Origin of the sequence: Micromonospora mirobrigensis, assembly GCF_900091555.1 — a bacterium.
GTDB lineage: Bacteria > Actinomycetota > Actinomycetes > Mycobacteriales > Micromonosporaceae > Micromonospora > Micromonospora mirobrigensis.
On sequence record NZ_FMCX01000004.1, the window covers coordinates 455,033 to 479,693 of the forward strand.

Genomic DNA, 24,661 nt, shown 5'->3' on the forward strand with positions numbered 1-24,661 from the left:
GCACCGGCCCGGCCACGGGTCAGGACGGCGCCGCCGCGCCCACCGGCGTCGGCTCCTCGGCCACGTCGGCGTCCGGGAGATCCTGCTCCATCCGCCGCACCGCGCGGGGTACGCAGGTGGCGGCCACCACGACGAGCAGCAGCACCCCGCAGAGCAGGAACACCATGGCGATCCCGCCGCCGGTGCCCGAGCCGGTGATCCGCCCGACCGAGCCGGCCAGTGGCCCGTCGGCCAGCGGTGTGCCGACGTACTCGGTGAGCGGTCCGGCGGCGGCGAACGCGATCGGCCCGGACGACCAGGCGAGCAGCCGGCGGATGGCGAAGACCCGGCCCTGCACCTCCGTCGGCGTCTTGCGCTGCCAGATGGTCGGGGTGACGGCGTTGGTCACGGCGTAGCCGCCCAGGACGCCGAACATTCCGGCGGCCAGCAGCCACGGGGTGCCCTGGCTGACGCCGATGCCCAGCAGCAGGCAGCTGTGCAGGACGGCGACCAGCAGGAGGGCGCGGACCAGGCGGCGCGGCTGCCGGGTGAAGCTCAGCACGCCGCTGACGGCGATCATGCCGACCGCGCCGACGGCGTTGATGACGCCGAGCGCCGACGGCGGGTGCGAGCTGAGCACCAGCGGCGCGAGCAGGACCAGCGCCATCTCCATCATCAGGTTGTAGCCGGCGAAGAAGAGCAGCAGCCCGAGCAGGCCGCGGCGTTGCCGGATGAAGTGCCAGCCCTGGGTCATCTCGGAGCGCATCGGCAGGCGGGGGGCGCCCTCGGTGCGGACCGGCGGGATCGCCGGGCGCAGCCGGTACGACAGCAGCATGGTGGTCGCCGCCACGGCGAAGGTGACCAGGTCGACCAGGAGCAGGCCGCGCAGGCCGAGCACCGCGTAGAGCGCGCCGCCGAGCAGGTCACCGAAGACCATGCCGACGGCCTCGGCCATGCCGACCCGGCCGTTGGCCTGGCTGAGCTTGTCCTTGGCCACCAGCTGCGGGACCAGGCTGGAGAAGGCCGGCCACTGGAACGCCTTGAACACCGAGCTGACGGCGGCCATCACGTACAGGTGCCACAGCTGCAGCGCGCCGGCGGTGTGCAGGATCAGCAGCACCAGCGGCCCCGTTGCGGTGCCCAGGTCGCTGAGCAGCATCACCCGCCGCCGGTCGAAGCGGTCGACCACCACCCCGGCGACCGGCAGCGCGAGCAGGCCGGGCAGCGAGGCCGCCAGGATCAGGGTGGCGAACGCCGTGGGCGACCCGGTCCGGGCGAAGATCCACACGCCGACGCCGAAGGCGGTCATCGCCGAGCCGATGAGCGAGGTCGCCTGCCCGGCCCAGATCAGGTTGAAGACGCGCACTCAGCAGGCTCCGGGATCGTCGGGGGCGGTGACCGCCCCGGCCAGCAACGTGAGGAAGCCACGCAGCCGTTGGAGCACCGCCGGCCGGTCGAACAGCGCGGTGCTGTACTCCAGCCAGCCGGCGAGCCCGTCGGGCGTCTCGTGGCAGCGCATGTGCAGCTGGTAGCGGCAGGTGCCGCGGTCGAGCAGCAGCGGGGTGGCGGCGAGCCCGCTCAGGCCCGGCCCGGCCGGCGGCAGGTTCTGCACGGCGAACATCGCCTGGCACAGCGGCGGCCGGTCGCCGTCCGCGGCGGCGTGCGCGGTGACCAGCTGCTCGTACGGCAGCTCACGGTGTTCCCACACGTCGAGGAAGGTCTCCCGGACCCGCCCGACCAGTTCCCGGAAGGTCGGTGCTCCACCCAGGTCGGCGGGGACCGGCACGATGTTCGCGAACGGCCCGGCGACCCGCTCGGACTCCGGATCGGGCCGGTTGGCCACCGGGACCGCGACCAGGAAACGCTCCGCGCCGGACAGTCGGTGCAGCCAGCGTTGGAAGGCGGCCAGCAGCACCACGAATCCGGTGGCGCCGGTCTCGTCGGCGAGCCGGCGTACCCCGGCGGCCACGGCCGGGTCGATGGTGAACGGCTCCACCGACCCGGCCAGTGACCAGCGCCGCGGCCGGGGTCGGTCGGTGGGCAGCGGCAGGACGGTGGGTACGTCGCGCAGCCGGTCCCGCCAGAAGGCCGCGTCGGCCGCGGCGCGTGGGGTGTCCAGCCGGGCCAGTTGCGCGGCGGCGTAGCCGGCGAAGCCGGGCACCGGCGGCAGCTGCGGCAGCCGGCCGGCGGCGAACTCGTCGTGTAGCGCGGCCAGGTCACGCTGGAGCACCGACAGGGTCCAGCCGTCGGCGACGATGTGGTGCACGGTGAGGCCCAGCAGGTGCTCCCGGGGGCCGCAGCGGATCAGGACGGCGCGGGCGAGCGGCCCACGTTCCAGGTCGAACGGCGTCCGCAGTTCGGCGGTGGCCCGCCGCAGCGCCGCCTGGCGCGGGTCGGGCTCCCCCGACACGTCGTGCCGGTTCAGCGGGAGCAGCACCCGGGGGGCCACCAGCACGCCCGGTCCCGCTGCCGTGTCCGGGAAGCGGGTGCGCAGCGCCGGGTGCCGGTCGGCCAGCGCGTCCAGGGCCCGGGCGAGCGCGACCTGGTCCACGTCGCCGGTGACCCGGGCGGTGAAACCCACGTTGTACGCGGCGGTGTCCGGCTCCCGCCGGCAGTGCCGCCAGATCGACTCCTGCCCCGGGGTGGGCGGGGCCGCCTCGGCGGCGTCGGCGGTCGCCGGCACCTCGGGCCGGACGCCGGCCGGCACCGGTCCGGCCCGGTCCAGCCAGCCGGCCAGCGCGGTCACCGTCCGCAGGTCGAGGACCTCGCGCAGCGGCACCTCGTGGCCGGTGGCCCGGTGCAGGCGGGCGGCGAGCCGGGCGGCGAGCAGCGAGTGGCCGCCGCGGGCGAAGAAGTCGTCGTCGCGGCCGACCGGCGCGGCGCCGACCCGCTCGTCGCCGAGCACCTCGGCGAAGACGTCGGCCACGACGTGCTCGGTGGGGGTGCGCGGTGGCGTCGAGCGTTGTGCCGGCTCGTCGAGCGCGGCCAGCAGCCGACGGTCCACCTTGTTGTTGGGGGTGCGCGGCAGCGCGGGCAGCACCCGGATGACGGTGGGCACCTGGTACTCGGGGAGCAGGCCGCGCAGCCCGGCGCGCACCGCGTCGGCGTCCAGGGTGGCGGGGGCGACGCAGCCGACGAGCCGGACGACGCCCGAGTCGCCGCGTACCGGCACGACCGCCGCCTCCTCGACGCCGGGCAGGGTACGCAGGACGCTCTCGACGCCGGCCGGTTCCACCCGGTGGCCGCGGATCTTGACCTGGTCGTCGCCCCGGCCGAGGAAAGTCAGGGTGCCGTCGGCCTCGCGGCGGGCCCGGTCACCGGTGCGGTACGCCCGGGCGCCCGCAACCCCGGAGAACGGATCGGGTACGAAGCTCGTCGCGGTCAGCGCCGGCTGGCGGTGGTAGCCGTCGGCGAGCCGTCCGCCACCGATCCACACCTCACCGGGCACGCCCGTCGGGGCCAGGTCGCCGTGCCGGTCGACGATCCACACCCGGGCGCCGGCCACGGGTACGCCGAGCGGGGCGGGACCGCGCTCACCGGGCGCCGCCTCGACCGGCGCGCTGGTGGTGGTCATCGTGGCCTCGGTCGGCCCGTACTGGTTGACCACTGTCGGCCGCCCGGCGAACGCGGTGCCGGCGCGGGCGCAGTCGGCCCGGTCCAGGGCCTCGCCGGCGGTCAGCAGCAGGCGCAGCCGGCCGCCCGGCGCCGGGTGGCGTTGCTCGGCGACGGTGAGCAGGGCACGCAGCAGGGTCGGCACCACGCTCAGCACGGCGGTGACCCCGTGCCGGTCGACGGCGGCGACCACGGCCTGCGGGTCGGCGGCCCGCTCGTCGTCGAGCAGGACCACCCGGGCGCCGGTGGTCAGCGGCCCGAGCAGGTCGCGGACGCAGGCGTCGAAGGCCAGCCCGGCGAGCTGGAGGACGGTGTCGCCGGTGTCGAGGCCGAAGCCGCCCAGGTAGTCGCGGAGGTAGGCCGCGGCGGCGGCGTGCGGGGTGCGTACCCCCTTGGGCCGTCCGGTGGAGCCGGAGGTGTAGACCAGGTACGCCACGGCGGCCGGGTCGACGGTGGTGGCGGTGTCGGGCACCTCGGGGTCCTGCCCGGCGATGGTGGCCTCGTCGTCGGCGAGCACCACGGTGGGCAGGCCGCTGTCCGCGCACGCCGCCGCCCAGGGCCGGTCGGTGACGACGACGGTGGCGCCGCTGTCGGCCAGCACGCCGCGCAGCCGGGCCGGCGGGTGGGCGGGGTCCAGCGCGACGTACCCGGCGCCGGCCAGCAGCACGGCCAGCACGGCGACCGGTTGCTGCGCTCCCCGCCCCAGGCAGAGGCCGACCAGGGTGCCCGGGCGTACGCCCCGGGCGGTCAGGTGCCGGGCGAGGCGGGCGGCCCGTTCACCGAGCCGCCGGTAGGTCCACTCCCCCTCGTCGGTGACCAGGGCCACCGCCTGCGGGGTGCGGGCGATCTGGTCGAGGACCAGCGTGTGCAGGCAGGCCGGTGCGGGGGCGGCGGCCGACGGGGCGCCCCCGACGGTCAGCTCGGCCCGCTCGTCGGGGGTGAGCAGCCCGATGCGGGCCAGCGGGATGTCCGGGGCGCGGGTCGCCGCGTCGAGCAGGGTGAGCAGGTGCCCGGTCAGCCGCCGGACCCGGTCGGCGCCGAGCAGCGGGGTGCGGTGCACGATCCCGCCGCCGAGGCCCTGCTCACCGTCGGCGAAGAGCACGTTCAGGTCGGCCTTGGAGTGGCGCAGGTCGAACGGCTCCGGTTCCAGGGTGACGCCGTCGGCGAACGCGACGGCGCCGGCCCGCAGCGGGTCCATCGACACGGCGTACCGGGCCAGCGTCCGGCCGTCGAGCCCGAGCGCGTCGACGACCTGGTCGAACGGGAGCAGCCGGTGCTCCTGGGCGTCCAGCACCGCCGTGCGGGCGGTCCGCAGCAGCGTCCGGAAGCCGTCGTCGGCGCGGACCGGCAGCCGCAGCACGGCAGTGTCCAGCAGCAGGCCGACGATGCCGTCGAGGTCGGGGCGGCCCCGGTCGGCGACGGGCATGGTGAGCACCACCTCGTCGGTGGCGCAGTGCCGGGCGAGCACGGCGGCGTACCCGGCCAGCAGCACCATGAACGGGGTGCAGCCCTCGGCCCGGGCCAGCTCCCGCACCCGGTCGGCGGTGGCGGCCGGGACGGTGAACGGGACGGCGGCGCCCGCAGAGCCGTCGGCGGCGTCGCGCGGGCCGTCGGTGGGCAGCTCCGGCGCGCCGGGCAGGCCGGTCAGGCGTTCCCGCCAGTGCGCCAGCTCCGCCGCCCGCGCCTCGTCGGGCAGCGGCCGGTTGCGCCAGCCGGCGTAGTCGCCGGCACCGAGCCGGTCGGGCAGCGCGACGGGCCGGCCGGCCCGCGCGGCCGCGTACGCGGTGCCCAGGTCGGCCAGGAGCGGCTGGATCGACCAGCCGTCGGCCACGATGTGGTGCAGGGTGAGCGCCAGCACCAGCTCGTCGTCGCCGAGCGGCAGCACGGCGGCGCGGGCCAGCGGCCCGGTGGCCAGGTCGAAGGGGGCGCCGGCCGCCTCGGCGAGCGCCGCGGTCAGCGCGCGGTCCCGGTCGGCCGCGTCGAGGCCGCGTAGGTCGACCACGCGCAGCGGCAGGTCGACCTCGACGGCGACGACGCGCACCGGCCGCCCGTCGACCGACGCGAAGCGGGTACGCAGCGCCTCGTGCGCGTCCGGCAGGGCGCGCAGGGCGGCGAGCAGCGCCGGCACGTCGACGTCGCCGCGCAGCCGGCAGACCACCGGCAGGTTGTACGCCGGGTCGCCCGGCTCCAGTTGGTCGGCGAACCAGATCCGCGCCTCGGCCGCCGAGACCTCCGCGACACCGTCGGCGCGGGCGCGTACCGGCTCCACCGGTGGGGCGTCCGGCGCCGTGGCGGGCAGCTCGGCGACGCGGGCGGCGAACGCGGCGAGGGTGGGCGCCTCGAAGACCAGCCGCAGCGGCACCGGCCGGCGCAGGCGTTCCCGGAGGGCGAGCAGCGTCTCCATGGCCAGCAGGGAGTGACCGCCGTGGGTGAAGAAGCTGTCGTCGCGGCCGATCCGCTCGACGCCGAGGGTGCCGGCCCAGACCTCGGCGACGGTCCTTTCCAGGTCGCCGCGCGGCGGCTCGTACGCCTGGACCGGGGCGGCCTCGGGTTCCGCGTCCGGCAGGCTCTTGCGGTCCACCTTGCCGCTGGGCAGCAGCGGGAACGCGGCCAGCACGGTGAACGCGGCCGGGACCATGTACTCGGGCAGCCGGTCGGCCAGCCACGCACGTAGCTGCCGGACGTCCGGGGTGCCGGCGGCGCTGGGCAGCAGGTACGCGACCAGGCGCGCCCCGCCGGGCCGGTCGTCGCGGGCGGCGAGGACCGCCTGCCCGACCGTGGGGTGCTCGGCGAGGACGGACTCGATCTCGCCCAGCTCGATGCGCATGCCGCGGACCTTGACCTGCCGGTCGGCCCGGCCCAGGTAGTCGAGCCGGCCGTCGGGCAGCCGACGCACCAGGTCACCGGTGCGGTACAACCGTCCGCCGGGCGGTCCGAACGGGTCCGGCACGAACTGCTCGGCGGTCAGCGCGGGGCGGCCGTGGTAGCCGCGGGCGAGTTGCACGCCGCCCAGGTGGAGCATGCCGGGCACCCCGACGGGCTGCGGCGCCAGCGCGTCGTCGAGCACGTGGCAGCGGACGTTCTCGATCGGGGTGCCGATCGTCACCAGCGGCTCCCCCGGCCGACAGCGCGCGACGGTGACGTTCACCGCCGCCTCGGTCGGACCGTACGCGTTGTACAGCTCCGCGTCGAGGGCCGCGAGGCAGCGGGCGGCCAACTCCGGCGGCAGCGCCTCCCCGGCGCTCTTCACCACCCGCAGCGCGGGCACCGGCACGTCGCCGCCGTGTTCCAGCAGCGCGGCCAGCATGGTGGGCACGAACCGCACGTAGCCCACCCGTTCGGCGGCCAGCAGCGCGCGCAGGTACTCCGGGTCGCGGTGGCCGCCGGGCTGGGCGATCACCAGCCGGGCGCCTCCGGCCAGGGCGGCGAACACCTCGACCACCGAGTCGTCGAAGGTGACGTTCGTCTTGAGCAGGACGGTCTCGCCGGGGCCGATGCCGAACCGATCGACCTGCCAGCGGATCTGGTTGTGCGCCGCCCGGTGGCTGACCATCACCCCCTTGGGCCGGCCGGTGGAGCCGGAGGTGTAGAAGACGTACGCCAACTGGTCCGGCAGGGCCGGGGGCAGGGTCCAGGTGTCGGGATGGGCGGCGACGGCCGTGGCGTCGGCGTCGAGGCGTACCGGGGTGCAGCCGGCCGCCTCGGCCGCGCCGGCCAGGGCGGTGTGGGTGACGACGACGCGTACCCCGGCGTCGCGCAGGACGCCCGCGGACCGTCCGGCCGGGTGTTCCGGGTCCAGGGGCAGGTAGGCGCCGCCGGAGCGGACGATCCCCAGGATCGCCACCACCAGGTCGAAGGAGCGTTCCAGCAGGACCGCCACCGGCTGGTCGGGTCGCACGCCGAGGGCGCGCAGGTGGTGGGCGAGGCGGTTGGCCCGCCGGTCGAGTTCCCGGTGGGTCAGCTCGGCGCCGTCGAACACCAGGGCGACCGCGTCGCCGTCGCGGGCCGCCCGCTCGGCCACCATGGCCGCCAGGTCGACCGGCCCCGGGTACGCGCGCACCGGCCCCTGCGCGTGCCGGGCGGCCAACTCCCGCTCCGCGGCGTCGAGCAGCGGCAACCGACCGAGTTCGAGGTCGGGGTCGACCACCGCGCCCCGGGTGAGGGTGACCAGGTGGCCCAGCATCCGGGCGGCGCTCGCCTCTTCCCACAGCTCGCGGTCGTACTCCAGCAGCAGCTCGTAGGCGTCGCCCGCCTCGGTGACCTGGAGGCTCAGGTCGAACTTGGCGGTGCCGGAGGCCGCGCCCGGCAGGTAGACCGCCTTGGCGCCGCCGAGCGACCAGGTGCCCTGGTCGGCGGCGTTCCAGACCAGCATCACCTCGAACAGCGGCATGCCGGCGACCGCCCGGGACGGCGGCAGCGACGTCACCACGCGTTCGAAGGGCACGTCCTGGTGGGCGAACGCGGCCACGGCGTCGCCACGGGTCCGGTCGAGCAGTTCCCGGAAGGACAGTCCGGGACGACAGTCGGCGCGCAGCACCACGGTGTTGACGAACAGACCGATCAGCGGCTTGAGGCTCGGCTCCGTCCGGCCGGCCACCGGTACGCCGACCAGGAAGTCGGACCGGCCGCAGTAGCGGTGCAGCAGGGTCTGGAGGCAGGCCGCGAGGACCATGAACGGGGTGGCCCCCGCGTCCCGGGCCAGGGCGCGGACGGCGCCGGCCAGCTCGGCGTCGACGAGGCCGGCGACCAGGCCGGCGGGGCGGGTGCGCCGCTGCGGCGGGCGGCGGTCGGTGGGCAGCTCGAGCGCGGCCGGCAGGTCGGCCAGCCGCTGCCGCCAGTGGGCCAGCTGCTGGTCGTGGTCGCCGTTGTCGAGGCGCCGGCGTTCCCAGGCCGCGTAGTCGGCGTAGCGGACGGCGGGCGGGGCGGGCCGGGCGCCCCGGCCGAGTTCGGCGGCGTACCCCCGGGCCAGCTCCTGCCGCAGGACGTCCATCGACCATCCGTCGATGGCGATGTGGTGGGCGGTGAGCACCAGGTGGTGCAGCGTGTCGTCGGTACGGGCCAGCACCCCGCGCCACACCGGCCCGGCGCGCAGGTCGAAGGGGCGGCCGAGCTCCGCGGCCTGCAACGCGGCGACGGCCGCCGGGTCGTCGGGCAGGTCGGCGCGGCGCAGCGTGAAGGACGGTTCGCCCGGCACCAGCGTCTCGGTGCCGTCGCGCCGCTCGTACCGGCTGCGCAGCACCTCGTGGCGTTCCTCGATGCCGCGCAGCGCCCGTTCCAGCGCCCCGGCGTCGACCGGTCCCTCCAGCCGGAAGGTGAGGATCAGGTGGTAGGCCGAGCCGCCCGGTTCCAGCTCGTCGAGGAAGAGCATCCGCTCCTGGGGCGGAGCGGCCGGGCCGGGGCCGGTGGAGCGTTCGATGACGGCCCGGGGACCCCGGTCGCGGCGGGCCGCGGAGAGCCGCCGGCCGATCAGGTCGCGCAGCTTGTCAGCGTCGGTGGCCGGCACCCTGGGCCTCCTTCCCGCCGACCTCGGGCGCCGGCGCCGACCGCGCCGCCCCGGCCGACTGCTCGACCTCGGCGGCCTCGATCTGGTCGAGCAGGGCCCGTTCGACCACGGCGGCGAAGCCGGCGAGGGTGGGATGGTTGAGCACCGTCACCGGCGGCACGGTGACCTGGAGGTCGCTGGTGAGCCGGGCCAGCACCTGCGGGATCAGCATCGAGTGGCCGCCCAGGTCGAAGAAGCCGTCCTCGGCGCCGACCCGCTCCACCCCGAGCACCTCCGCCCACAGCTCGGCCACCACCTCCTCCACCGGGGTACGCGGCGCGACGTACGCCGTGCCGCCGGCGTCGGCGAAGTCGGGGGCGGGCAGCGCGGCCCGGTCCAGCTTGCCGTTGGCGGTGACGGGCAGCGCGTCCAGCACGACGATCCGCGCCGGCACCATGTACGGCGGCAGCCGGTCGGCCAGGCCGGCGCGCAACCCGGCCGGGTCCACGGTGGCCCCCGAACTCGGCACGACGTACGCGACCAGGTGCAGGTTGGGGGCGCCGCCGTGCACGGCGGCGACGGCGGAGCCGACCCCGGGCAGGGCGGCCAGGTTCACCTCGACCTCGCCCAGCTCGACCCGGAAGCCGCGGATCTTGACCTGGTCGTCCTGCCGGCCGAGGAACTCGATCACCCCGTCGGGCCAGAACCGGGCCCGGTCGCCGGTGCGGTACAACCGCCCGCCGGGCGTGCCGCCGTACGGGTCGGGGACGAACTTGGCGGCGGTCAGCCGCGGGTCGGCGTGGTAGCCGGTGGCCAGGCAGTCGCCGCCGATGTAGAGGTCGCCCGGGGCGCCCACCGGCGCCGGCCGCAGTCCGGCGTCGAGCACGTGGTAGCGGGCGTTGGCGATCGGCCGGCCGTACGGGATGCTCGGCCAGTCCGGGTCGACCTTGGTCACCGGGAAGTGGTTGGACCAGATGGCCGCCTCGGTGGCGCCACCGAGCGCCACCACCTCCGGGTCGGCGAAGGCGGTGCGGGCGGCGTCCGGCAGGGTCAGCGGCACCCAGTCGCCGCTGAGGAAGACCAGGCGCAGCGAGTGCTCGGCGGGCGGCTCGCGCAGCGCGAAGAAGGGTTCCAGCTGCTGCAACGCGGCCGGCGCGGAGTCCCAGAAGGTGACCGGCTCGTCGTCCAGGATGGCCAGCAGCCGCTGCGGGTCGCGCAGCTCCTCGGTGGACGCCACCCGGATGCTGCCGCCGGCGGCGAGCAGCCCGAAGATGTCGTAGACCGACAGGTCGAAGCTGAGCGAGGCGGTGCAGAGCACCTGGTCGGCCGGGCCCACCCGGTAGGTCTCGTTGACCCAGCGGATCAGGTTCACCGCCGGCGCGTGCGCCACCGCCACGCCCTTGGGCCGGCCGGTGGAGCCGGAGGTGAAGATCGTGTACGCCGGGTCGTCGGGGTGGGCGCGGTCGGGCCCGGGCGCCCCGGCCGCAGGCGCGGCGAGCGCGTCGCCGACCACCATGCCCTCCGGCGCCGTCCCGGCCGGTGGTTGACCGTCGCCGCCCAGCCAGAGCGCCGCCCGCAGCGCCGGCAGCCCCGCGCAGCGCCGCAGCACCTCCGGTACGGCGTCCGGGTCGCTGAGCACCACCGGCGCGGCGAGCGTCCCCACCAGCTCGCGTACCCGCTCGGCCGGCAGCGCCGGGTCGACCGGCGCGTACGCGGCGCCGGCCTTCAGGACACCGAGCAGGGCGACCACCATCCGGACGGTACGGCGCAGGTGGAGCGCCACCGTGTCACCGCGACCGACGCCCGCGGCGGCCAGCCGGACGGCCAGCCGATCGGCGGCGGCGTCGAGTTCGGCGTAGCTGAGCCGGTCCGCGCCCTGCACGACGGCGAGCGCGTCCGGGGTGCGGGCCGCCTGGAGTTCGAAGAGCTCGTGCAGGCAGCGCGGCTCGCCGAGGTCGCGCGCGGTGTCGTTCCACTCCCCCAGGAGCTGGGCCAGTTCCGCGTCCGAGAGCGGACCGAGGTCGCCCACCGGGTCGCCGTCGGCGGCGTCGACCAGCCGGGACACGATCCGGTCGAGGTGGGTGAGCAGCCGGTCGGCGTCGACGCCGCCGAGGAGCCCGTGGGCGTGGTCGAGGTGCAGCCCGGCCTCCGGGCCGAGCGCTACGGTCAGCGCGATGTCGTACGCGGACCCGGTCGGGTCCGGCGCGCAGCGGGTGACCCGCACGACGGTGCCGAAGAGGGCGACGCCGTCGGCGAGGCCGGCGCAGGCGGCCAACTCGGCCGGGGTCGGCCCGGCGTGTGCGGTGCCGCCCTCCCAGCCGTCCCGGACGTCGTCGAGGTGTGCGGCGAGGGGCTGCAACGGGTCCACCCGTACCCGCATCGGCCACGGTTCGCCGCCGGATCCGTCGGGGAGCACGCCGTGCACCACGTCCGGCTCACCGGCGTGGGCGGCGATCAGCAGCCCGACGGCGGCCAGCAGGAGGTGTTCGGGTCGCCGGCCGGCCGCCGCGGCGGCGCGCTCCAGCTCGGACACCCGCCCCGCCGTCCACGGCAACCGGGCCCGGCCGCGCTCGCCGCCGCCGGCGGCGGGACGCTCGACGCCCAGCCGCGTCGGCTGGGTGACCCCGGCAAGCCGCTCCCGCCAGTACCGCAGCGCTTCGTCCGCATTCACCCGGGCACTCCTTCGTTCCGTCGTCCCCGTCATCCGGCGAGCAGGGACTTCAGTTGTGTGGCGATGGTGAGCAGGGGGTCGACGATCCGCAGCCCGCCGCCGCGCAGCCGGCGGGTCAGCAGGTGGACCTCGGTGCATCCGGCGATCAGCCCCTGGCAGCCGTGCTCGGCGGCGATCCGCAGGAAACGGTCGGTGAGGTCGTCGGTGACCGGCTCCCATTTGAGCCGGTAGAGCAACTGGTGCAGGGTCTCCTGCACCTCGGGTCCGGGCAGCACGACCCGGTGCGCCACGGCCGGCCAGCGGGGGCTGCGCTCGAGGACGCGGGCGTCGCGGGTGCCGTGGGTGGCGACCAGCAGCAGGCGTTCCCCGGCGCCGACGGTGGCCAGGTCGTCGAGGATCACGTCGACCAGCGAGATCACCCGGGCGCGCCGGGCCGGTTCGAGCCGGTCGAGGAAGTGGTGGGCGGTCACGCAGGCGACCACGATCCGGGTGGCGCCGAGGTCTTCGAGGCCGGCCAGCCGGCGGGCGAGCCGGGCCACGAACTCGGCCTCCCCGCCGGTGCGGATCACCTCGGTGCGGTCGGGGAAGGCCGGGTCCGAGTCGAGCAGGCAGCGGGGAAGGACCTGCTCGGCGAAGGGGCCGGAGCGCTCGGCCGCCGTCTCGTACACGGTCTGGAGGAAGCCGGCCGACGCCGACGGGCCCATCCCGCCGAGCACACCCAGGGCGCCGTCGTAACCGGTAGCCGTCATGCGCTCAGTAAAGCCGGGCCGGGCTAAGGCAATTTCTAGTTGAGCGGCCGGTAGCCGCGGCTCTAAGGGTTCTTTCAGTGGGCGGCCGGCGGGCTCGCGACGCCCCGGCCCGGGGGTCGATACTCCGGACGTGGGCCAGCGGCGGACGGCAATTCGGGCCGGATCAGGATCGGATGTACTCGGGCAGCACCTTGGGTGGCCAGCAGCCGATGCTGAAAACCCCCATCGAGTACGCCTTCGCGGCGAGCGCCGTACGGTTGGGAACCTTGAACTGTCGCAGGAGAATGCTCACGTGATATTCGATGCCCTGGCGGCTGAGAAAGAGTTTGGCCGCCAGCCGCACGGTGGGGTCGCCTGCCGCCACGCCCTCCAGGATCCGGGCGGTGAGGGCGGTCAGCTTCCGCTGCTCGCGCACCACGGGCACGGTCTCCTCGACCCGCTCGGGGGCGAACTGCACCACGATCATGCGGACCCGGCCGGTGGCGTCGTCCACCGGAAAGGCGGCCAGCTGCCCGGTGACGTCCGTTTCCTCGAAGCGGGCGGCGAGCGAGTGGCAGGCGGTCCGGGTGGGCCGGCCCTGGACGAGCCGCTCGAACTGGCGCAGCAGATTCTGCCGCACGCTGAGGTGCAGGAAGGCCATGAAGCTCTGGTTCCGGATGGCCTCGCGGGGCCGCCCGCACTGTTCGCTGAACACCTGGTTCGACGCCCGTACGCGCAGCGCCGGGTCGAGGACCGCCAGCCCGATTCCCGACTTCTCGAACAGGGAGAGCACCACGTCGCCGTACTCTTCGCTGCTGATCTCGGCGGCCGGCGTCACCGGCGTGGCGACGCGCGATTCGCGGTCGGTGCGGGGCGGCGGGGCCGCCTGGTTCCGGGGCCGCTGCTGGGGATACGGGGCGAAGGGCAGTTCTACCAATGAATTCGCGGTGTACATGTGGTGACAGCTCTCCCGTGTCGGTCTTGCGGCACGCCAGGCCAGGAAATCAGATGCACGACGGTCAACGGCAACGGAACAGCCCCGAAAAAGGGCTCGCATCGGTGAATGGGGGGGTCAATTAACGGGGTCGGTCCGGCGTTGGGTCGACAATTTTGTTCGGGCACAGGTGATCAGCGCCGGACCATTTTTCGATACGGGCCGAAGTTACAGCCGGTCCGATGATGCCGTCAAGGTGGTCGATTTCCCCGGCGGGCATGGCACATCTTGCAGGTCACCGTAGCCGGATGGTGCGGCCCGGATGGTGCGGCCCGGATGGCGCGGTTGAGGGCCGGCCCGGCCTGTGTCACGGTCTTGTCCTGGAGGTTGCGCTCACCGGCCAGGACCGGCCGTGACCCGCGACGAAAGGTTCGAGCGTTGCGCGAGTTCGGTGATCCATCCGCCGTCGGGGCACCGGCACGCGTGCTGCCGTGGCTCGACGCCGCCGGGCCGAGCCCCGCGCTGCGGCTGTTCTGCTTCGCGCACGCCGGCGGTGGCGCGGCCGCGTTCCGTCCCTGGGTCACCGGCGAGCGCCGGACACCGGTCCGGGTCTGCCCGGTGCGGGCGCCCGGCCGGGAGAGCCGGTGGGAGGAGCCCCGGCTCGACCGGGTCGCCGACCTCGCCGAGGACTTCCTCCGGGCGGCGGCGCCACTGCTGAGCACACCCTTCGCGTTGCTCGGCAACAGCCTCGGGTCGCTGGTCGCCTTCGAGGTCGCCCGGCGGCTGTCCGACCGCGGCCGGCCGGCACCGGTGCACCTGCTGGTCGGCGCGTCACCCCCGCCGGGCGTGGAGGCCCGCCGGATCCGGCTGTCCGGGCTCTCCGACGCGGAGTTCACCGGCGAACTGCAACGCCGCTACGGCGGCATCCCCGACGTGATCCTCCACGATCCCGACCTGCTGCGGGAGTACCTGCCGACGCTGCGCAGCGACGTCGCCGCGGTGGAGAGCTACCGCCCGCCGCCGCAGCCGCCGCTCGGCTGCCCGGTGACGGCTCTGGTCGGGGTGGACGACGCCAGCGTGCCGGCGGACGAGGTGGACGGCTGGCGGGAGTGGACCAGCGGTCCGTTCGCCCGCCACCTACTGCCGGGCGGGCACTTCACCGTGCTGGACCACCGTGACCTCGTGCTCGATCTGCTCGGATCGGTCCGGGTGCGCTGACCGCCACCGCAGGGAGCCACCGGCACGGCCGGTGATCACCGCCACGCCCCCGGAACTCTCCCCTGACGGAAGGGTAGGGTCGGTCCGTTGATCAGTGGTCCCCGGCCCGGGCGTCGTCCCCGGCCGAACCCGTCCGCGCCTTCGCGCGTCGAGTGGAAATGGTTACATGTCGATGCTTTCCGCGGCCCTGCGTCCGCGCCCGTACCGTCCGTCCTGGTTGTCGCCGAAGGTGTTCCGCACCGAGGTTCTCGCCGGCCTGGTCGTCGCCCTCGCGTTGATCCCGGAGGCGATCTCCTTCTCGATCCTGGCCGGGGTCGACCCCCGGGTGGGCCTGTTCGCCTCGTTCACCATGGCCGTCACGATCGCGATCTGCGGCGGCCGGCCGGCGATGATCTCCGCCGCGACCGGCGCCGTCGCGCTCGTGGTCGCGCCGCTGGCGAAGGAGCACGGGCTGGACCACCTGGTCGCCGCGGTGATCCTCGGCGGCGCGATCCAAATCCTGCTCGCCGTGCTCGGGGTGGCGAAGCTGATGCGGTTCATCCCGCGCAGCGTCATGGTCGGTTTCGTCAACGCGCTGGCGATCCTGATCTTCGCCGCCCAGATCCCGCACCTGCTCGGGGTGCCGTGGCTGGTCTACCCGCTCGTCGCCGTCGCCCTGGCGATCATGGTCGGACTGCCCCGACTCACCCGCGCCGTCCCCGCGCCGCTGGTCGCCATCGTGGTGCTGTCCCTGATCACGGTCGCCACGCACGCGGCGGTGCCGACCGTCGGCGACGAGGGCGCCCTGCCGGACAGCCTGCCCACCCTCGGCCTGCCGCGGGTCGCGTGGACCCTGGACACCCTCACCCTGATCGCCCCCTACGCCCTGGGCATCGCACTGGTCGGGCTGATGGAGTCGCTGATGACCGCGAAGCTGGTCGACGACATCACCGACACCCCCTCCAGCAAGACCCGGGAGTCCTGGGGCCAGGGGGTGGCCAACATCGTCACCGGCCTCTTCGGGGGCATGGGCGGCTGCGCCATGATCGGGCAGACGATGATCAACGTGAAGGCGTCCGGCGCCCGTACCCGGCTCTCCACCTTCCTGGCCGGCGTCTTCCTGCTGGTCCTGGTGGTCGCGCTCGGCGACGTGGTCGCGGTCATCCCGATGGCGGCCCTGGTCGCCGTGATGATCATCGTCGCGGTGTCGACGTTCGACTGGCACTCCGTCGCCCCGGCCACCCTCAGGCGGATGCCGTACGGCGAGACCGTCGTCATGCTCGCCACCGTGGCGACCACCCTGGCCACCCGCAACCTGGCCGTCGGCGTGGTGGTCGGCGTGCTCACCGCCATGGTGATCTTCGCCCGGCGGGTCGCCCACCTGGTGGAGGTGACCAGCGTGCTGGACCCCGACGGCGGCACCCGGATCTACTCCGTGCACGGTGAGCTCTTCTTCGCCTCCAGCAACGACCTGGTCGGTCGGTTCGACTACACGGGCGACCCCGACACCGTGGTCGTCGACATGTCCCACGCGCACGTCTGGGACGCCTCCTCCGTCGCCGCCCTCGACGCCATCACCCAGAAGTACGCCGGCCGCGGCAAGACCGTCGAGATAATCGGGTTGAACCGACCCAGCGCCCGCATCCACGACACCCTCGCCGGCCGACTCGGCGTGGGCCACTGATGCCCGCCACCCGGCCCGGGCGGCACGATCCCGGCCCGACCACCGGACGCCTGATGCAGATCGGCGAGGCCGCCGAACGGGTCGGGCTCAGCATCCGCACCATCCGGCACTACGAGGAGGTCGGCCTCATCGTGCCCTCCGCCCGCAGCGAGGGCGGTTTCCGTCTCTACACCGCGCCCGACCTCGACCGGCTCGCCGTGGTCAAGCGGATGAAGCCGCTCGGGTTCACCCTCGACGAGATGCGTGACCTGCTCGGTGTCCTCGACGCGTTGGACACCGCCGCCGGCGCGGAGCGGGCCGCCCTGCTCGACCGGCTCGGCGCGTTCCACACCGCCGCCACGACCCGGGTCACCGCTCTGCGCGACCAACTGGCCATGGCCGAGGGCTTCGCCGCCCAGCTGCGCGACAAGCTCGACCGCCACGGCGGCCCGACCACCTGAGCGCCACGGTTCGGGCCGGCGGCAGCCACGAGGAGGTGCTCCCGGCGGAGCACGCCGTCGCTCAAGCGTCCCGGCCACCCGACGGCGGGGATTCCACCATGGCGGCGATGAGGGCGGTCACCGGCACGGTGGCGAACCGGACACGGGCGTCGCCCGCCCCGTACGGCAGCCACAGCTCTCCGGCGTGCACGAGGCCACCACAGGAGTAGACGACGTTGGGTACGTACCCGTCCCGGTCGGCGTCGTCGGGCGACAGGAGGCCGCCGGGAAGCCTGGCGACTACCCGTTCCGGCCGGTGCAGATCGAGCAGGAGCGCGCCGATGGCGTACCGGCGCATCGCGCCGACGCCGTGGGTGAGGACGAGCCAACCGACGTCGGTCTCGATGGGAGAGCCGCAGTTGCCGACCTGGATCAGCTCCCAACTGTCGCGAGGGGCGTGCAGTGGCACCGCCTCCTGCCACCGGTTCTCGCCGTCCAGGCAGGTCAGGCCGATGGTCTCGCCGTCGGCGCGGCACAGGGCCAGGTGCCGGCCGCCGACCGTACGGGGGAACAGCGCGACACCCTTGTTGCGGGCGCCCGGCCCGCGCATCGGGGTGATCTCGAAGCGGCGCAGGTCGACGCTGGCCAGCGCGCGGGTGGCGATGCGCCGTCCGTCGTAGGCGGTGTAGGTGGCCCGGTAGACGGGTCCGTTCTCGTCGGTGAACCTGACGAAGCGGGCGTCCTCCAGGCCGTTGCTCTCCGCCGGCGTGGCGGGCCAGAGCACCCGTTGGTGCAGGGCCGAGGCGGCGGGGAAGGTGGTGGCGTAGCTGGCGGCGTCGGTGCGGCGCAGCTGTTCGAGGGTGCTCGGACCGGTGCTGCGGGAGAGCAGATCCGGGGGCAGGGTGCCGAGCACCAGCTCGAACGTGGTCTCGTCGTACCGGTCGGGCAGGGCGTACAGCACGGTGGCGGTGACCTCGTTGTCGCAGTGCTCCTCCGCCAGGCCGGCGGCGAGCAGGTCCCGGCGGTGCCGTACGCCCATCCGCTGCCCGAGGACCAGGGGGCCGGCCCGGTCGGCGACGGTGAGCCGGCGTCCGGGTCCGAGGACGGCGGTGGCGAACCCGATGGACGACAGGTGACCCTCGCCGATCTGGCGCAGGCTGACCGCGACGCGCAGCTGCCCGGCGGCCAGTCCGGCCTGGTCGGGGTGCGGCACCATCGACGGGTTGCACAGTGCGGCGGCCTCGACCGCGTACTCGTGGCTGAAGTAGGCGCCGACCAGTAGCCGGGTGGTGGGGGAAAGGTCCCGGCGCCGGGCGATGCGGTGCCGGACCAGGTCGTAGTGGTGGTGGAACGTGCCCTCCAGATCGCGGTGCCGGTTGCCGAAGCGGTCGAAGGTCTCCCGCAGCAGCCGGCCGGTCTCCTCGTCGTCGAGCTGCGCGACGCGGTCGATGAGCGCCTGCGCGCGGGTACGCACCAGAGCGTCGTCCTCACCGGGGACGAAGAGCTTGACGACGACCCGGCGTGGATCCGGAACGAGGATGAGGTCGTGCCGGACGGCCAGGGCGCCGGTCACGACCACCGCCGGGCGTGCTGCAGGGTGGAGATGAGGGCGAGGGTGGATTCGGCACCCTGGTTGAGGTTGGGTCCGTGCGGGGTCAGCCCGTCGTAGCCACCGCCGGTCGCGGGATCCCACATCGCCGTGCCGACGTCGTTGCCGCCGAGGAACCAGTCGACCGCGTGCCGCACTCCCGCCTCCCAGCCGAGGTCGCCGGTGACCGTGACGGCGGTGGCGCAGGCGTCGGCGAAGGCGGCGACCTCGATCGGCTGCTGGTCGTGGCGCAGCCGCGCCGCGCCGCGCCGCCACCCACCGGCGGGCACGACCGACAGATGCCCGTCGAGAAGCTGGACGTCACGCAGCCACGCCAGCATCCGCAGGCCCTCGTCGAGGGGTGGACCGCCGTGGCGCAGTTGGCTGGCGGCGATGACGACCTCGGCGAGGGCCGCGTTGGCGTAGGTCAGCCGCGGCTGGGGCCAGGGCCACCGGGGATCTGCTCCGGGCGCGCCGACCGCGGTGGCCGCATCCGTCAGCAGCGCTGCCGCGGCGGCGTGGGCCGGGTGGCGGCGCAGCACCTCGGCGGCGCCGAGCCCGGCGAAGGCCATCGCGTGCGGGGCCGGTGAGCGTCGCGCGGCGCCCCGGGTGAACGCGACCAGCGCCTCCTCCCGGATCCAGGCCGCGGGGCTGCGCGCAGCGGCGGTGCCCAGCCCCCACAGCGCCCGGCCCCACCAGTCGCCGAGGCCGGGCTGGTCGGTCCAGCGCCGGTCGTGACCGAGCCGGTTGTGGAAGGCGCCGGCGGCGTCCTGCGCATGGGTGAGGAAGCCGAGGTAGCGCTCGGCGAGCCGGAGCACCTCCGCGGGCGGGTCCGGCTCACGGCTGGTGACCACCAGGCCGCGCGCGACGTCGTCGGTGCAGTAGCCGTGCTCGCGGCGGACGATGGCGTGCCGGGCGTGCTCGAACAGGCCGGTGTCGTCACTCAACCGGGTCAGGTGGGCGAAGCTCGGTCCGGGCACGGTCCGCCGGCGACCGCCGTCCGGCGTCGTGGGACGGCCGGTGGTCGCGGTCACGCCGACGCCGCGCTGACCACGGCGGCGCGGGTGGCCACGAGCCGTTCGGCGAGGGAGCCGTAGCGGGCCGCCACCGCCGGCCAGCGCAGGTCGGCGGCCAGCGGCCGGATGCGGCCGGTCAGCCGGTCAGCCAGGCCCGGTTCCGTCAGGATCCGCCGGAGCGCCGCGGCCAGCGCCGCCGGATCCTGATGGGGTACGACCAGACCGGGACCACCGGTGAGCAGCTCGACGGCGTGCGGGAAGGCCGTGGCGACGACCGGCACCCCGGCGGCCACCGCCTCGATGAGCACGCCGGAGGTGACCTGTTCGCGGGAGTCGTAGGGCAGCACGACCACGTCGGCCGAGCGGATCAGGCGACCGAGGGTGGCCTGGTCGTGGTAGACGTCCTGGTAGTCCACGGCGTGTGCGACGCCGAGCTGCGCACCGAGCCGGTGCAGTCCCGCCCGGTACTCCTCCCCCTGGTGCTCGACCACCTTCGGATGTGTCCGGCCCGCGACGGTGTAGGTGGGGGTCGGGTCGAGGTCCTGCAACCGCGCAAGGGCCCGTAACGACCACTCGACGCCCTTGCCCGGACCGAGCAGTCCCCAGGTCAGCAGGTGCGGGCGGGTACGCCGTTCGGCGGGTACGCCGGCATGCTCGTCGGCCCCGTGCGGAATGACCGACAGCTTCTCCGGCGACACGGTGTAGCCGACGAGCAGCCGGTCGCGGGCCGTGTCGGTCATCGTGACGACCGCTCCGGCTGCGGCGACGATCTGTTCCAGCAGAAATTTCTGCCGGGCGGAGGGTCGGCGGAGCACGGTGTGCAGGACCACGATGCTGGGCACGGTGAGCCGGCGCAGCAGCGGCAGGACCTCCTCGCCGTCGGCTCCGGGGTAGATGCCGTACTCGTGCTGTACGACGGCCACGTCGAAGGTGTTCAGGACCGTGGCGGCGTCCCGCCAGCCGGCCGGGGTGCGCGCCGACCAGGTGTGCACGACCCCTGGCCCGGCCCGCTGGTCGTCGCCGCGGTCGGTGAGCCGCACGATGCCGCCGCGCGTGCCGTCGGCGGTCAGGTGGGTGGCGATGGCGGAGTTGAACGTGGCCAGTCCGCACCGGGTCGGTGGGTGGGTGCTGAGAAATCCGTAGCTGGGCACGGGTGTTGGCCTTCCAGTTGTCGGGATCGAGCAGGGCCCGGTACGTCGGGAACCGTCGGTCGTTCAGCGTGCTCAGCGTCGTGGACGGTGGGTGAGGCGGTCGTAGACGGCCAGGTAGTCGGTGACCATCCGGTCCGCGCCGAAGCGTTGTCGGGCCCGTTCCCGGCAACCGGCCCGGTCGAGGCCACTGACCCGGGTGACGGCGTCGACGGCCTGCTCGACGGTGTGCACGACACACCCCGTCACCCCTTCGTCGACGACTTCCGGCATGGCCCCCCGCGCGTAGGCGACGACCGGCGTGCCGCAGACCATCGACTCCACCACCGACAGGCCGAACGGCTCGTCGAAGGCGATCGGGTGCAGCAGGGCGGTGCTGGCGCCCAGCACCTCCGCGCGCCGTCGAGGGCCCACCGATCCGAGAAAGACGACCTGGTCGCCGTCGATGTGGGGGGCGATCTGCTCGGTGAAGTACCGCTCGTCCTGCACGATGCCGCAGATGGTCAGCGGCCGGCCGGCGCGACGGGCGATCTCGATGGCGGTGTGGGTGCCCTTGTCCGGGTGGATCCGGCCGAGGGCGACCAGTCCTGGTCCGGCGTCCCGGGTGAAGGGCAGCCCGGTGAGGTCGACGCCGTGGTGCACCGTGGCGACGTAGTCGAGCCCGGCGACCCGGTCGGCGTCGGAGATGGACACGTAGGACGAGCGGGCCCGGGCGTAGGCGGGGAGGATTCCCGCGCCGGAGAAGCCGTGCACGGTGGTGAGCAGCGGAGCGCGGCAGTGCTCGGCGAAGGCCAGCGGCAGCCAGTCGAGGTGACTGTGCACCAGGTCGAACTCCGCGGAGCGGGTCATCGCGTGGGAGACGTGCATCGCCTCCCACACCCGGCCGTCCATGCTCGGGTCGTCGGCGTACCCGTGAGGGCACACGCCGTCGAGGTCGGCGGAGGTGACCGAGTCCAGCGTCGCGAAGAGGGTCACGTCCACGCCGCGCCTGGTCAGTCCCTCGGCGAGCAGGCCGGTCACCTGTTCCCAGGGGCCGTAGTGGTACGGAGGTGTCCGCCAGGCGACCGGTCCGAGCAGGGCGACCCTCACGGTGACGGCGCGTCGGCCAGGTCGGCCGGATCGAGACGCAGGGTGGCGAGCAGCCCGGCGTGCCTGTCGGGGTCCACCCGCTCAGGCAGTTCCCGCTCGACCCAGTCAGCCCTGGTCTGCTGCCCGCGCTCGCGCAGAGCGGCAACGATCCGGTGTCTGGCGATCGTCATCGTCCATCTCCCTCGATCAGTCGTTCGGGACGGTCGTGGTCAGCGGTCGGCGAACGTCGTGACGAGCACCAGTGGTAGGAGCAGGACGGCCACCAGGAGGAACAGCCGCAGGCGGGGTGCGCGGACGTCGAGGGCCCGCCGCACCCGCCCCACGAACGTCGAGGGGGCAGACGTCCCGCTGGCCGGGGACGGGGATCCGGTAGCGGCGATCGGACGAACGGCCACGACATCATCTCCCGGTGATCTCGACGATCCGACCCGGACACCTGAGCGGTCCGGTCGGCGATCGGTCAGCGGACCATCCCGGCTTTCAGCTGGGCCAGAGACCACTTCAGCAGGCGGGAGACGTGCATCTGGGACAGCCCGACCCGGGTGGCGATCTGCGCCTGGGTCAGGTCACCGCCGAGCGCGAGGCGCTCGGAGCCGTGGACCCCGGTCCGGGACCCGTCCAGCGACGGGAGGCGATGGATGTTCGAAGCGGCGACCTGTGCCGGGTCGTCGTAGGGCTCCCCGCGACCGGTGTAGCCGGGCGCAGTGTCGCAGGGGAGGAAACGGCTGTGGGTGTCACGGCGGAGGTGACCATCTGTTCCAACGCCCCTAACGGGCTGGTGGCAGCGAGACTGGCGGCCACCGGGGACCCGGGCGACACCGCAACCGTACGCCTTCATCTCCCCGACCGACACCCGGACGGGCTCTGGGGAGCGCACCCGGGCGTCGAACCGGTCGTCAGCCGGACCGGTGGTTGACTGGCGCCGGCGTGAACTGCTCGGAGCCGTCGACGATCGCCTCGGACAGTTCGGACAGCCGCCGGTTGCGGCTGCGGGCGCCGTCGCGCAGCATCGCGAAGGCCTGGCCCACGTCCACCTGCAGGCGCTCGGCCAGGACCCCCTTGGCCTGTTCGATCAGGACCCGACTGTTCAGGGCGGCCTGCAGCTGTTCGGTGAGGATGTCACGCCGCTGGATGGCGCGGTGCTGCAGCAGTCCGATGGTGGCTACGTCGGCGAGCGCCTGACCGATGCGCAGCTTGTCCTCGGCGAGGGCCCCCGGCCGGACGTCGAAGAGGTTCAGCGCACCGACGACCTCGGAGCGCAGACGCATGGGCAGCGCGTGCACCGCGGCGAAGCCGACCTCGGCCGCGGCTGCGGTGAACCTCGGCCATCGTGCGGTGCTCAGGGTCAGGTCGACGACCGACACCGGTCGGCCGGTCCGGAAGCAGTCGAGGCAGGGCCCCTGGTCGGTCTGAAGCTGGAACAGCTCCAGCAGCCGGGTTCGTTCGGAGGAGGCGGCGACCGCCCGGAGCGTGTCCCGCTGGTCGATCAGGAGCAGCCCGGCCGCCGACACACCCAGCAGCTCGACACACCTCTCGGTCAGCACGTGCAGGAACTCGATCACGTCGAAGTCGTCGACGAGAGTGTCGGCCATCTCCACCAGAACGTCGGCCAGTTGGGTCTCGGCCATGTCGGTCACCTCGCCAGTCAGTGGCTACCGTCCCAGGCAGACGGGTTCCCGCACGGTGACGGTGCAACCGTACGCGCACGTGCCGGCACCGCGCGACAGGCGGCCCCGTCCGGAGCGTGACGGCCGGCGGCCCACGAGCCGGTCGCCGGAGCAGGCACTGAGGCGTACGCTTGCGGTGTCGCTCTGGACCCCGGTGGCCGACAGTTCGCCGTGGGCGGACGCACCCCACCGATCGAGGTTCCCGTGTCGGCCATCCGCCGCACCGCATCCACCGGGCAGTTCGCCGGATCTCCGACGCTTCTCTGGCCAGGCACCTTCCTCGCACCGGCACGTCGGACCGCGACAGACCGTCGTGGGCCCGCCATCATCCAGGCGCGCCACCGCACCGCGGCGTCCAGGCGCGCGAGATCCTCATCGGAAGGCGGCGGTTCGTGATGACCGCACCTCGGAACAGCCATGTTCGATTCCCGTCCCCGGACGCCCGCGGCGGCACCGATGCTGTTCGTGCGATGCCCCGGCGGCCGGCGGTGAAGCACTCCCGGGTCGGCGGCGTGTGGGTCGCCGCCGTGGTGTTCGCGTTCGTGCTCCTGCTGCTCCTGATCTTCGTGTTGCAGAACGGACAGCGTGCCGAGGTGTCGTTCCTCGGCGCTCACGGCACCCTGCCGATGGGGGTCGCGCTGCTGCTGGCCGCGGTCTTCGGGGTGCTGCTCGTCGCCCTGCCCGGCACCGCCCGGATCGTGCAGTTGAGGATGCTCGGCCGCCGTCCCGGCACGCAGCCCGGCGACCCGGCCGGGTCCGGTCCGACTCCACCGTCGACGACCGGCATCGCTCGGGTCCCGCTGCCGCCCCGCCCGACCCGTGAGGACGGATGAGCCATGTCCGTCACCACCCGACCAGCCCGCACCACCTCCGCGCCGGCGTCGTCCGCGCCCCGGCTCGTCCTCGCCCCCGCCCGGGATCGGACGGTCCTGGACGGCGGATGGTGGCCGCGGTCCTGGGACCCGGCCGCCGAACTCCCCGGCCTCGTCCTCGCCCTGGCCGAGCGCCATGGCCGGATCCGGCATCTCATGCTCAACATCCACACCTGGGAAAGCCGGATCCACCGGTTGACCGTCGGACCGGACGTGGTCCGGATCGGCTGGTTCGACACCCTCGACCCCGCCCTGCTGGTCGCCACCACCGGCCGCGACGTCCAGGTCGACCTGCTGGTGGTGCCGCCGGCCACACCACGGGCGGCAGCCGAGTGGGCGATGGCGGTCGCAGCCGGCCCGACCAACCTCCGGCGCGCGCCCGACATACTGGCCGGCGCCCCGACCGGTCCCCGGGCCGCGGCCACGACCTCCGAGGCGGACGCGGTGTGGGACAACGAGGGTGGCAGCACCGCTCCCTTCGGCCGCCGCCCCGGCGGGGCCCCGTCCGCCAACCCGCCCCGAGCCGGAGTGCCCTCCTGAACGCTTCGCAGCCGGTCATCGTTGTCGGGGCGGCT

18 protein-coding genes are annotated in these 24,661 nt (G+C 74.5%); 5 read left to right on the top strand and 13 right to left on the bottom strand.

What is annotated here, in order from left to right:
* Window positions 1-19: 19 nt before the first annotated feature.
* From GA0070564_RS16765 to GA0070564_RS16785, 5 genes are all read right to left on the bottom strand, one after another.
* Complete coding sequence (locus GA0070564_RS16765) at window positions 20-1,345, bottom strand: MFS transporter (protein ID WP_091609560.1); 1,326 nt, start codon at window positions 1,343-1,345, stop codon at window positions 20-22.
* On the bottom strand, window positions 1,346-9,094 hold the full coding sequence (locus tag GA0070564_RS16770) for an amino acid adenylation domain-containing protein (RefSeq protein WP_091609561.1): 7,749 nt from the start codon (window positions 9,092-9,094) through the stop codon (window positions 1,346-1,348).
* A complete protein-coding gene (locus tag GA0070564_RS16775) occupies window positions 9,075-11,744 on the bottom strand; it encodes a non-ribosomal peptide synthetase (protein WP_176730695.1) in 2,670 nt (889 codons plus the stop codon). Before GA0070564_RS16775 ends, GA0070564_RS16770 begins: the two co-directional genes overlap by 20 nt.
* A 29-nt stretch (window positions 11,745-11,773) precedes the next feature.
* Window positions 11,774-12,493 (bottom strand): aspartate/glutamate racemase family protein, encoded by a 720-nt coding sequence (locus GA0070564_RS16780; RefSeq protein ID WP_176730681.1) that lies wholly within the window; start codon window positions 12,491-12,493, stop codon window positions 11,774-11,776.
* Between the two features lie 163 nt (window positions 12,494-12,656).
* Window positions 12,657-13,427: a PAS domain-containing protein gene (locus GA0070564_RS16785; protein ID WP_091609563.1), complete on the bottom strand. Its 771-nt coding sequence runs from the start codon at window positions 13,425-13,427 to the stop codon at window positions 12,657-12,659.
* A gap of 417 nt (window positions 13,428-13,844) precedes the next feature.
* On the opposite strand from GA0070564_RS16785, the gene GA0070564_RS16790 reads away from it, so the two are divergent.
* The 3 genes from GA0070564_RS16790 (at window position 13,845) to GA0070564_RS16800 (ending at window position 16,727) form a co-directional block, all read left to right on the top strand.
* Window positions 13,845-14,624 carry a thioesterase II family protein gene (locus GA0070564_RS16790; RefSeq protein WP_176730696.1) on the top strand — a complete coding sequence of 260 codons (780 nt, stop codon included), beginning with the start codon at window positions 13,845-13,847 and terminating at the stop codon, window positions 14,622-14,624.
* A 172-nt stretch (window positions 14,625-14,796) separates the two neighbouring features.
* The gene (locus tag GA0070564_RS16795) at window positions 14,797-16,287 is read left to right on the top strand and encodes a SulP family inorganic anion transporter (protein WP_425412490.1); all 1,491 of its coding nucleotides are present in this window, start codon (window positions 14,797-14,799) and stop codon (window positions 16,285-16,287) included.
* Entirely contained in the window at window positions 16,287-16,727 is a 441-nt protein-coding gene (locus GA0070564_RS16800; RefSeq protein ID WP_091609566.1) for a MerR family transcriptional regulator, read from the top strand. The genes GA0070564_RS16795 and GA0070564_RS16800 overlap by 1 nt, the downstream gene beginning before the upstream one ends.
* Before the next feature lie 61 nt (window positions 16,728-16,788).
* On the opposite strand, the gene GA0070564_RS16805 is transcribed toward GA0070564_RS16800, so the two are convergent.
* From GA0070564_RS16805 to GA0070564_RS16830, 8 genes are all read right to left on the bottom strand, one after another.
* A complete protein-coding gene (locus tag GA0070564_RS16805) occupies window positions 16,789-18,279 on the bottom strand; it encodes a glycoside hydrolase family 130 protein (RefSeq protein ID WP_091609567.1) in 1,491 nt (496 codons plus the stop codon).
* Window positions 18,276-19,328 (bottom strand): glycosyltransferase, encoded by a 1,053-nt coding sequence (locus GA0070564_RS16810; RefSeq protein ID WP_218104939.1) that lies wholly within the window; start codon window positions 19,326-19,328, stop codon window positions 18,276-18,278. Before GA0070564_RS16810 ends, GA0070564_RS16805 begins: the two co-directional genes overlap by 4 nt.
* Complete coding sequence (locus GA0070564_RS16815) at window positions 19,325-20,461, bottom strand: glycosyltransferase (RefSeq protein ID WP_091609568.1); 1,137 nt, start codon at window positions 20,459-20,461, stop codon at window positions 19,325-19,327. The genes GA0070564_RS16810 and GA0070564_RS16815 overlap by 4 nt, the downstream gene beginning before the upstream one ends.
* Window positions 20,462-20,533: 72 nt before the next feature.
* Entirely contained in the window at window positions 20,534-21,547 is a 1,014-nt protein-coding gene (locus GA0070564_RS16820; protein ID WP_091609569.1) for a glycosyltransferase family 4 protein, read from the bottom strand.
* A complete protein-coding gene (locus GA0070564_RS29335) occupies window positions 21,544-21,717 on the bottom strand; it encodes a hypothetical protein (protein WP_176730697.1) in 174 nt (57 codons plus the stop codon). The genes GA0070564_RS16820 and GA0070564_RS29335 overlap by 4 nt, the downstream gene beginning before the upstream one ends.
* A gap of 39 nt (window positions 21,718-21,756) precedes the next feature.
* A complete protein-coding gene (locus GA0070564_RS28895; RefSeq protein ID WP_141714788.1) occupies window positions 21,757-21,942 on the bottom strand; it encodes a hypothetical protein in 186 nt (61 codons plus the stop codon).
* Window positions 21,943-22,007: 65 nt separating this feature from the next.
* Window positions 22,008-22,385, bottom strand: a complete 378-nt coding sequence (locus GA0070564_RS30350; RefSeq protein WP_141714789.1) for a sigma factor-like helix-turn-helix DNA-binding protein — start codon at window positions 22,383-22,385, stop codon at window positions 22,008-22,010.
* 58 nt (window positions 22,386-22,443) lie between these two features.
* Window positions 22,444-23,175 (bottom strand): GAF and ANTAR domain-containing protein, encoded by a 732-nt coding sequence (locus GA0070564_RS16830; protein ID WP_091609699.1) that lies wholly within the window; start codon window positions 23,173-23,175, stop codon window positions 22,444-22,446.
* Between the two features lie 509 nt (window positions 23,176-23,684).
* Between GA0070564_RS16830 and GA0070564_RS16835 the strand changes: the two genes are divergently transcribed.
* Together GA0070564_RS16835 and GA0070564_RS16840 are read left to right on the top strand one after the other, a co-directional pair.
* A complete protein-coding gene (locus tag GA0070564_RS16835; protein ID WP_091609571.1) occupies window positions 23,685-24,047 on the top strand; it encodes a LapA family protein in 363 nt (120 codons plus the stop codon).
* 3 nt (window positions 24,048-24,050) lie between these two features.
* The gene (locus GA0070564_RS16840; protein WP_091609572.1) at window positions 24,051-24,626 is read left to right on the top strand and encodes a DUF5994 family protein; all 576 of its coding nucleotides are present in this window, start codon (window positions 24,051-24,053) and stop codon (window positions 24,624-24,626) included.
* The last annotated feature ends 35 nt before the right edge of the window (window positions 24,627-24,661 follow it).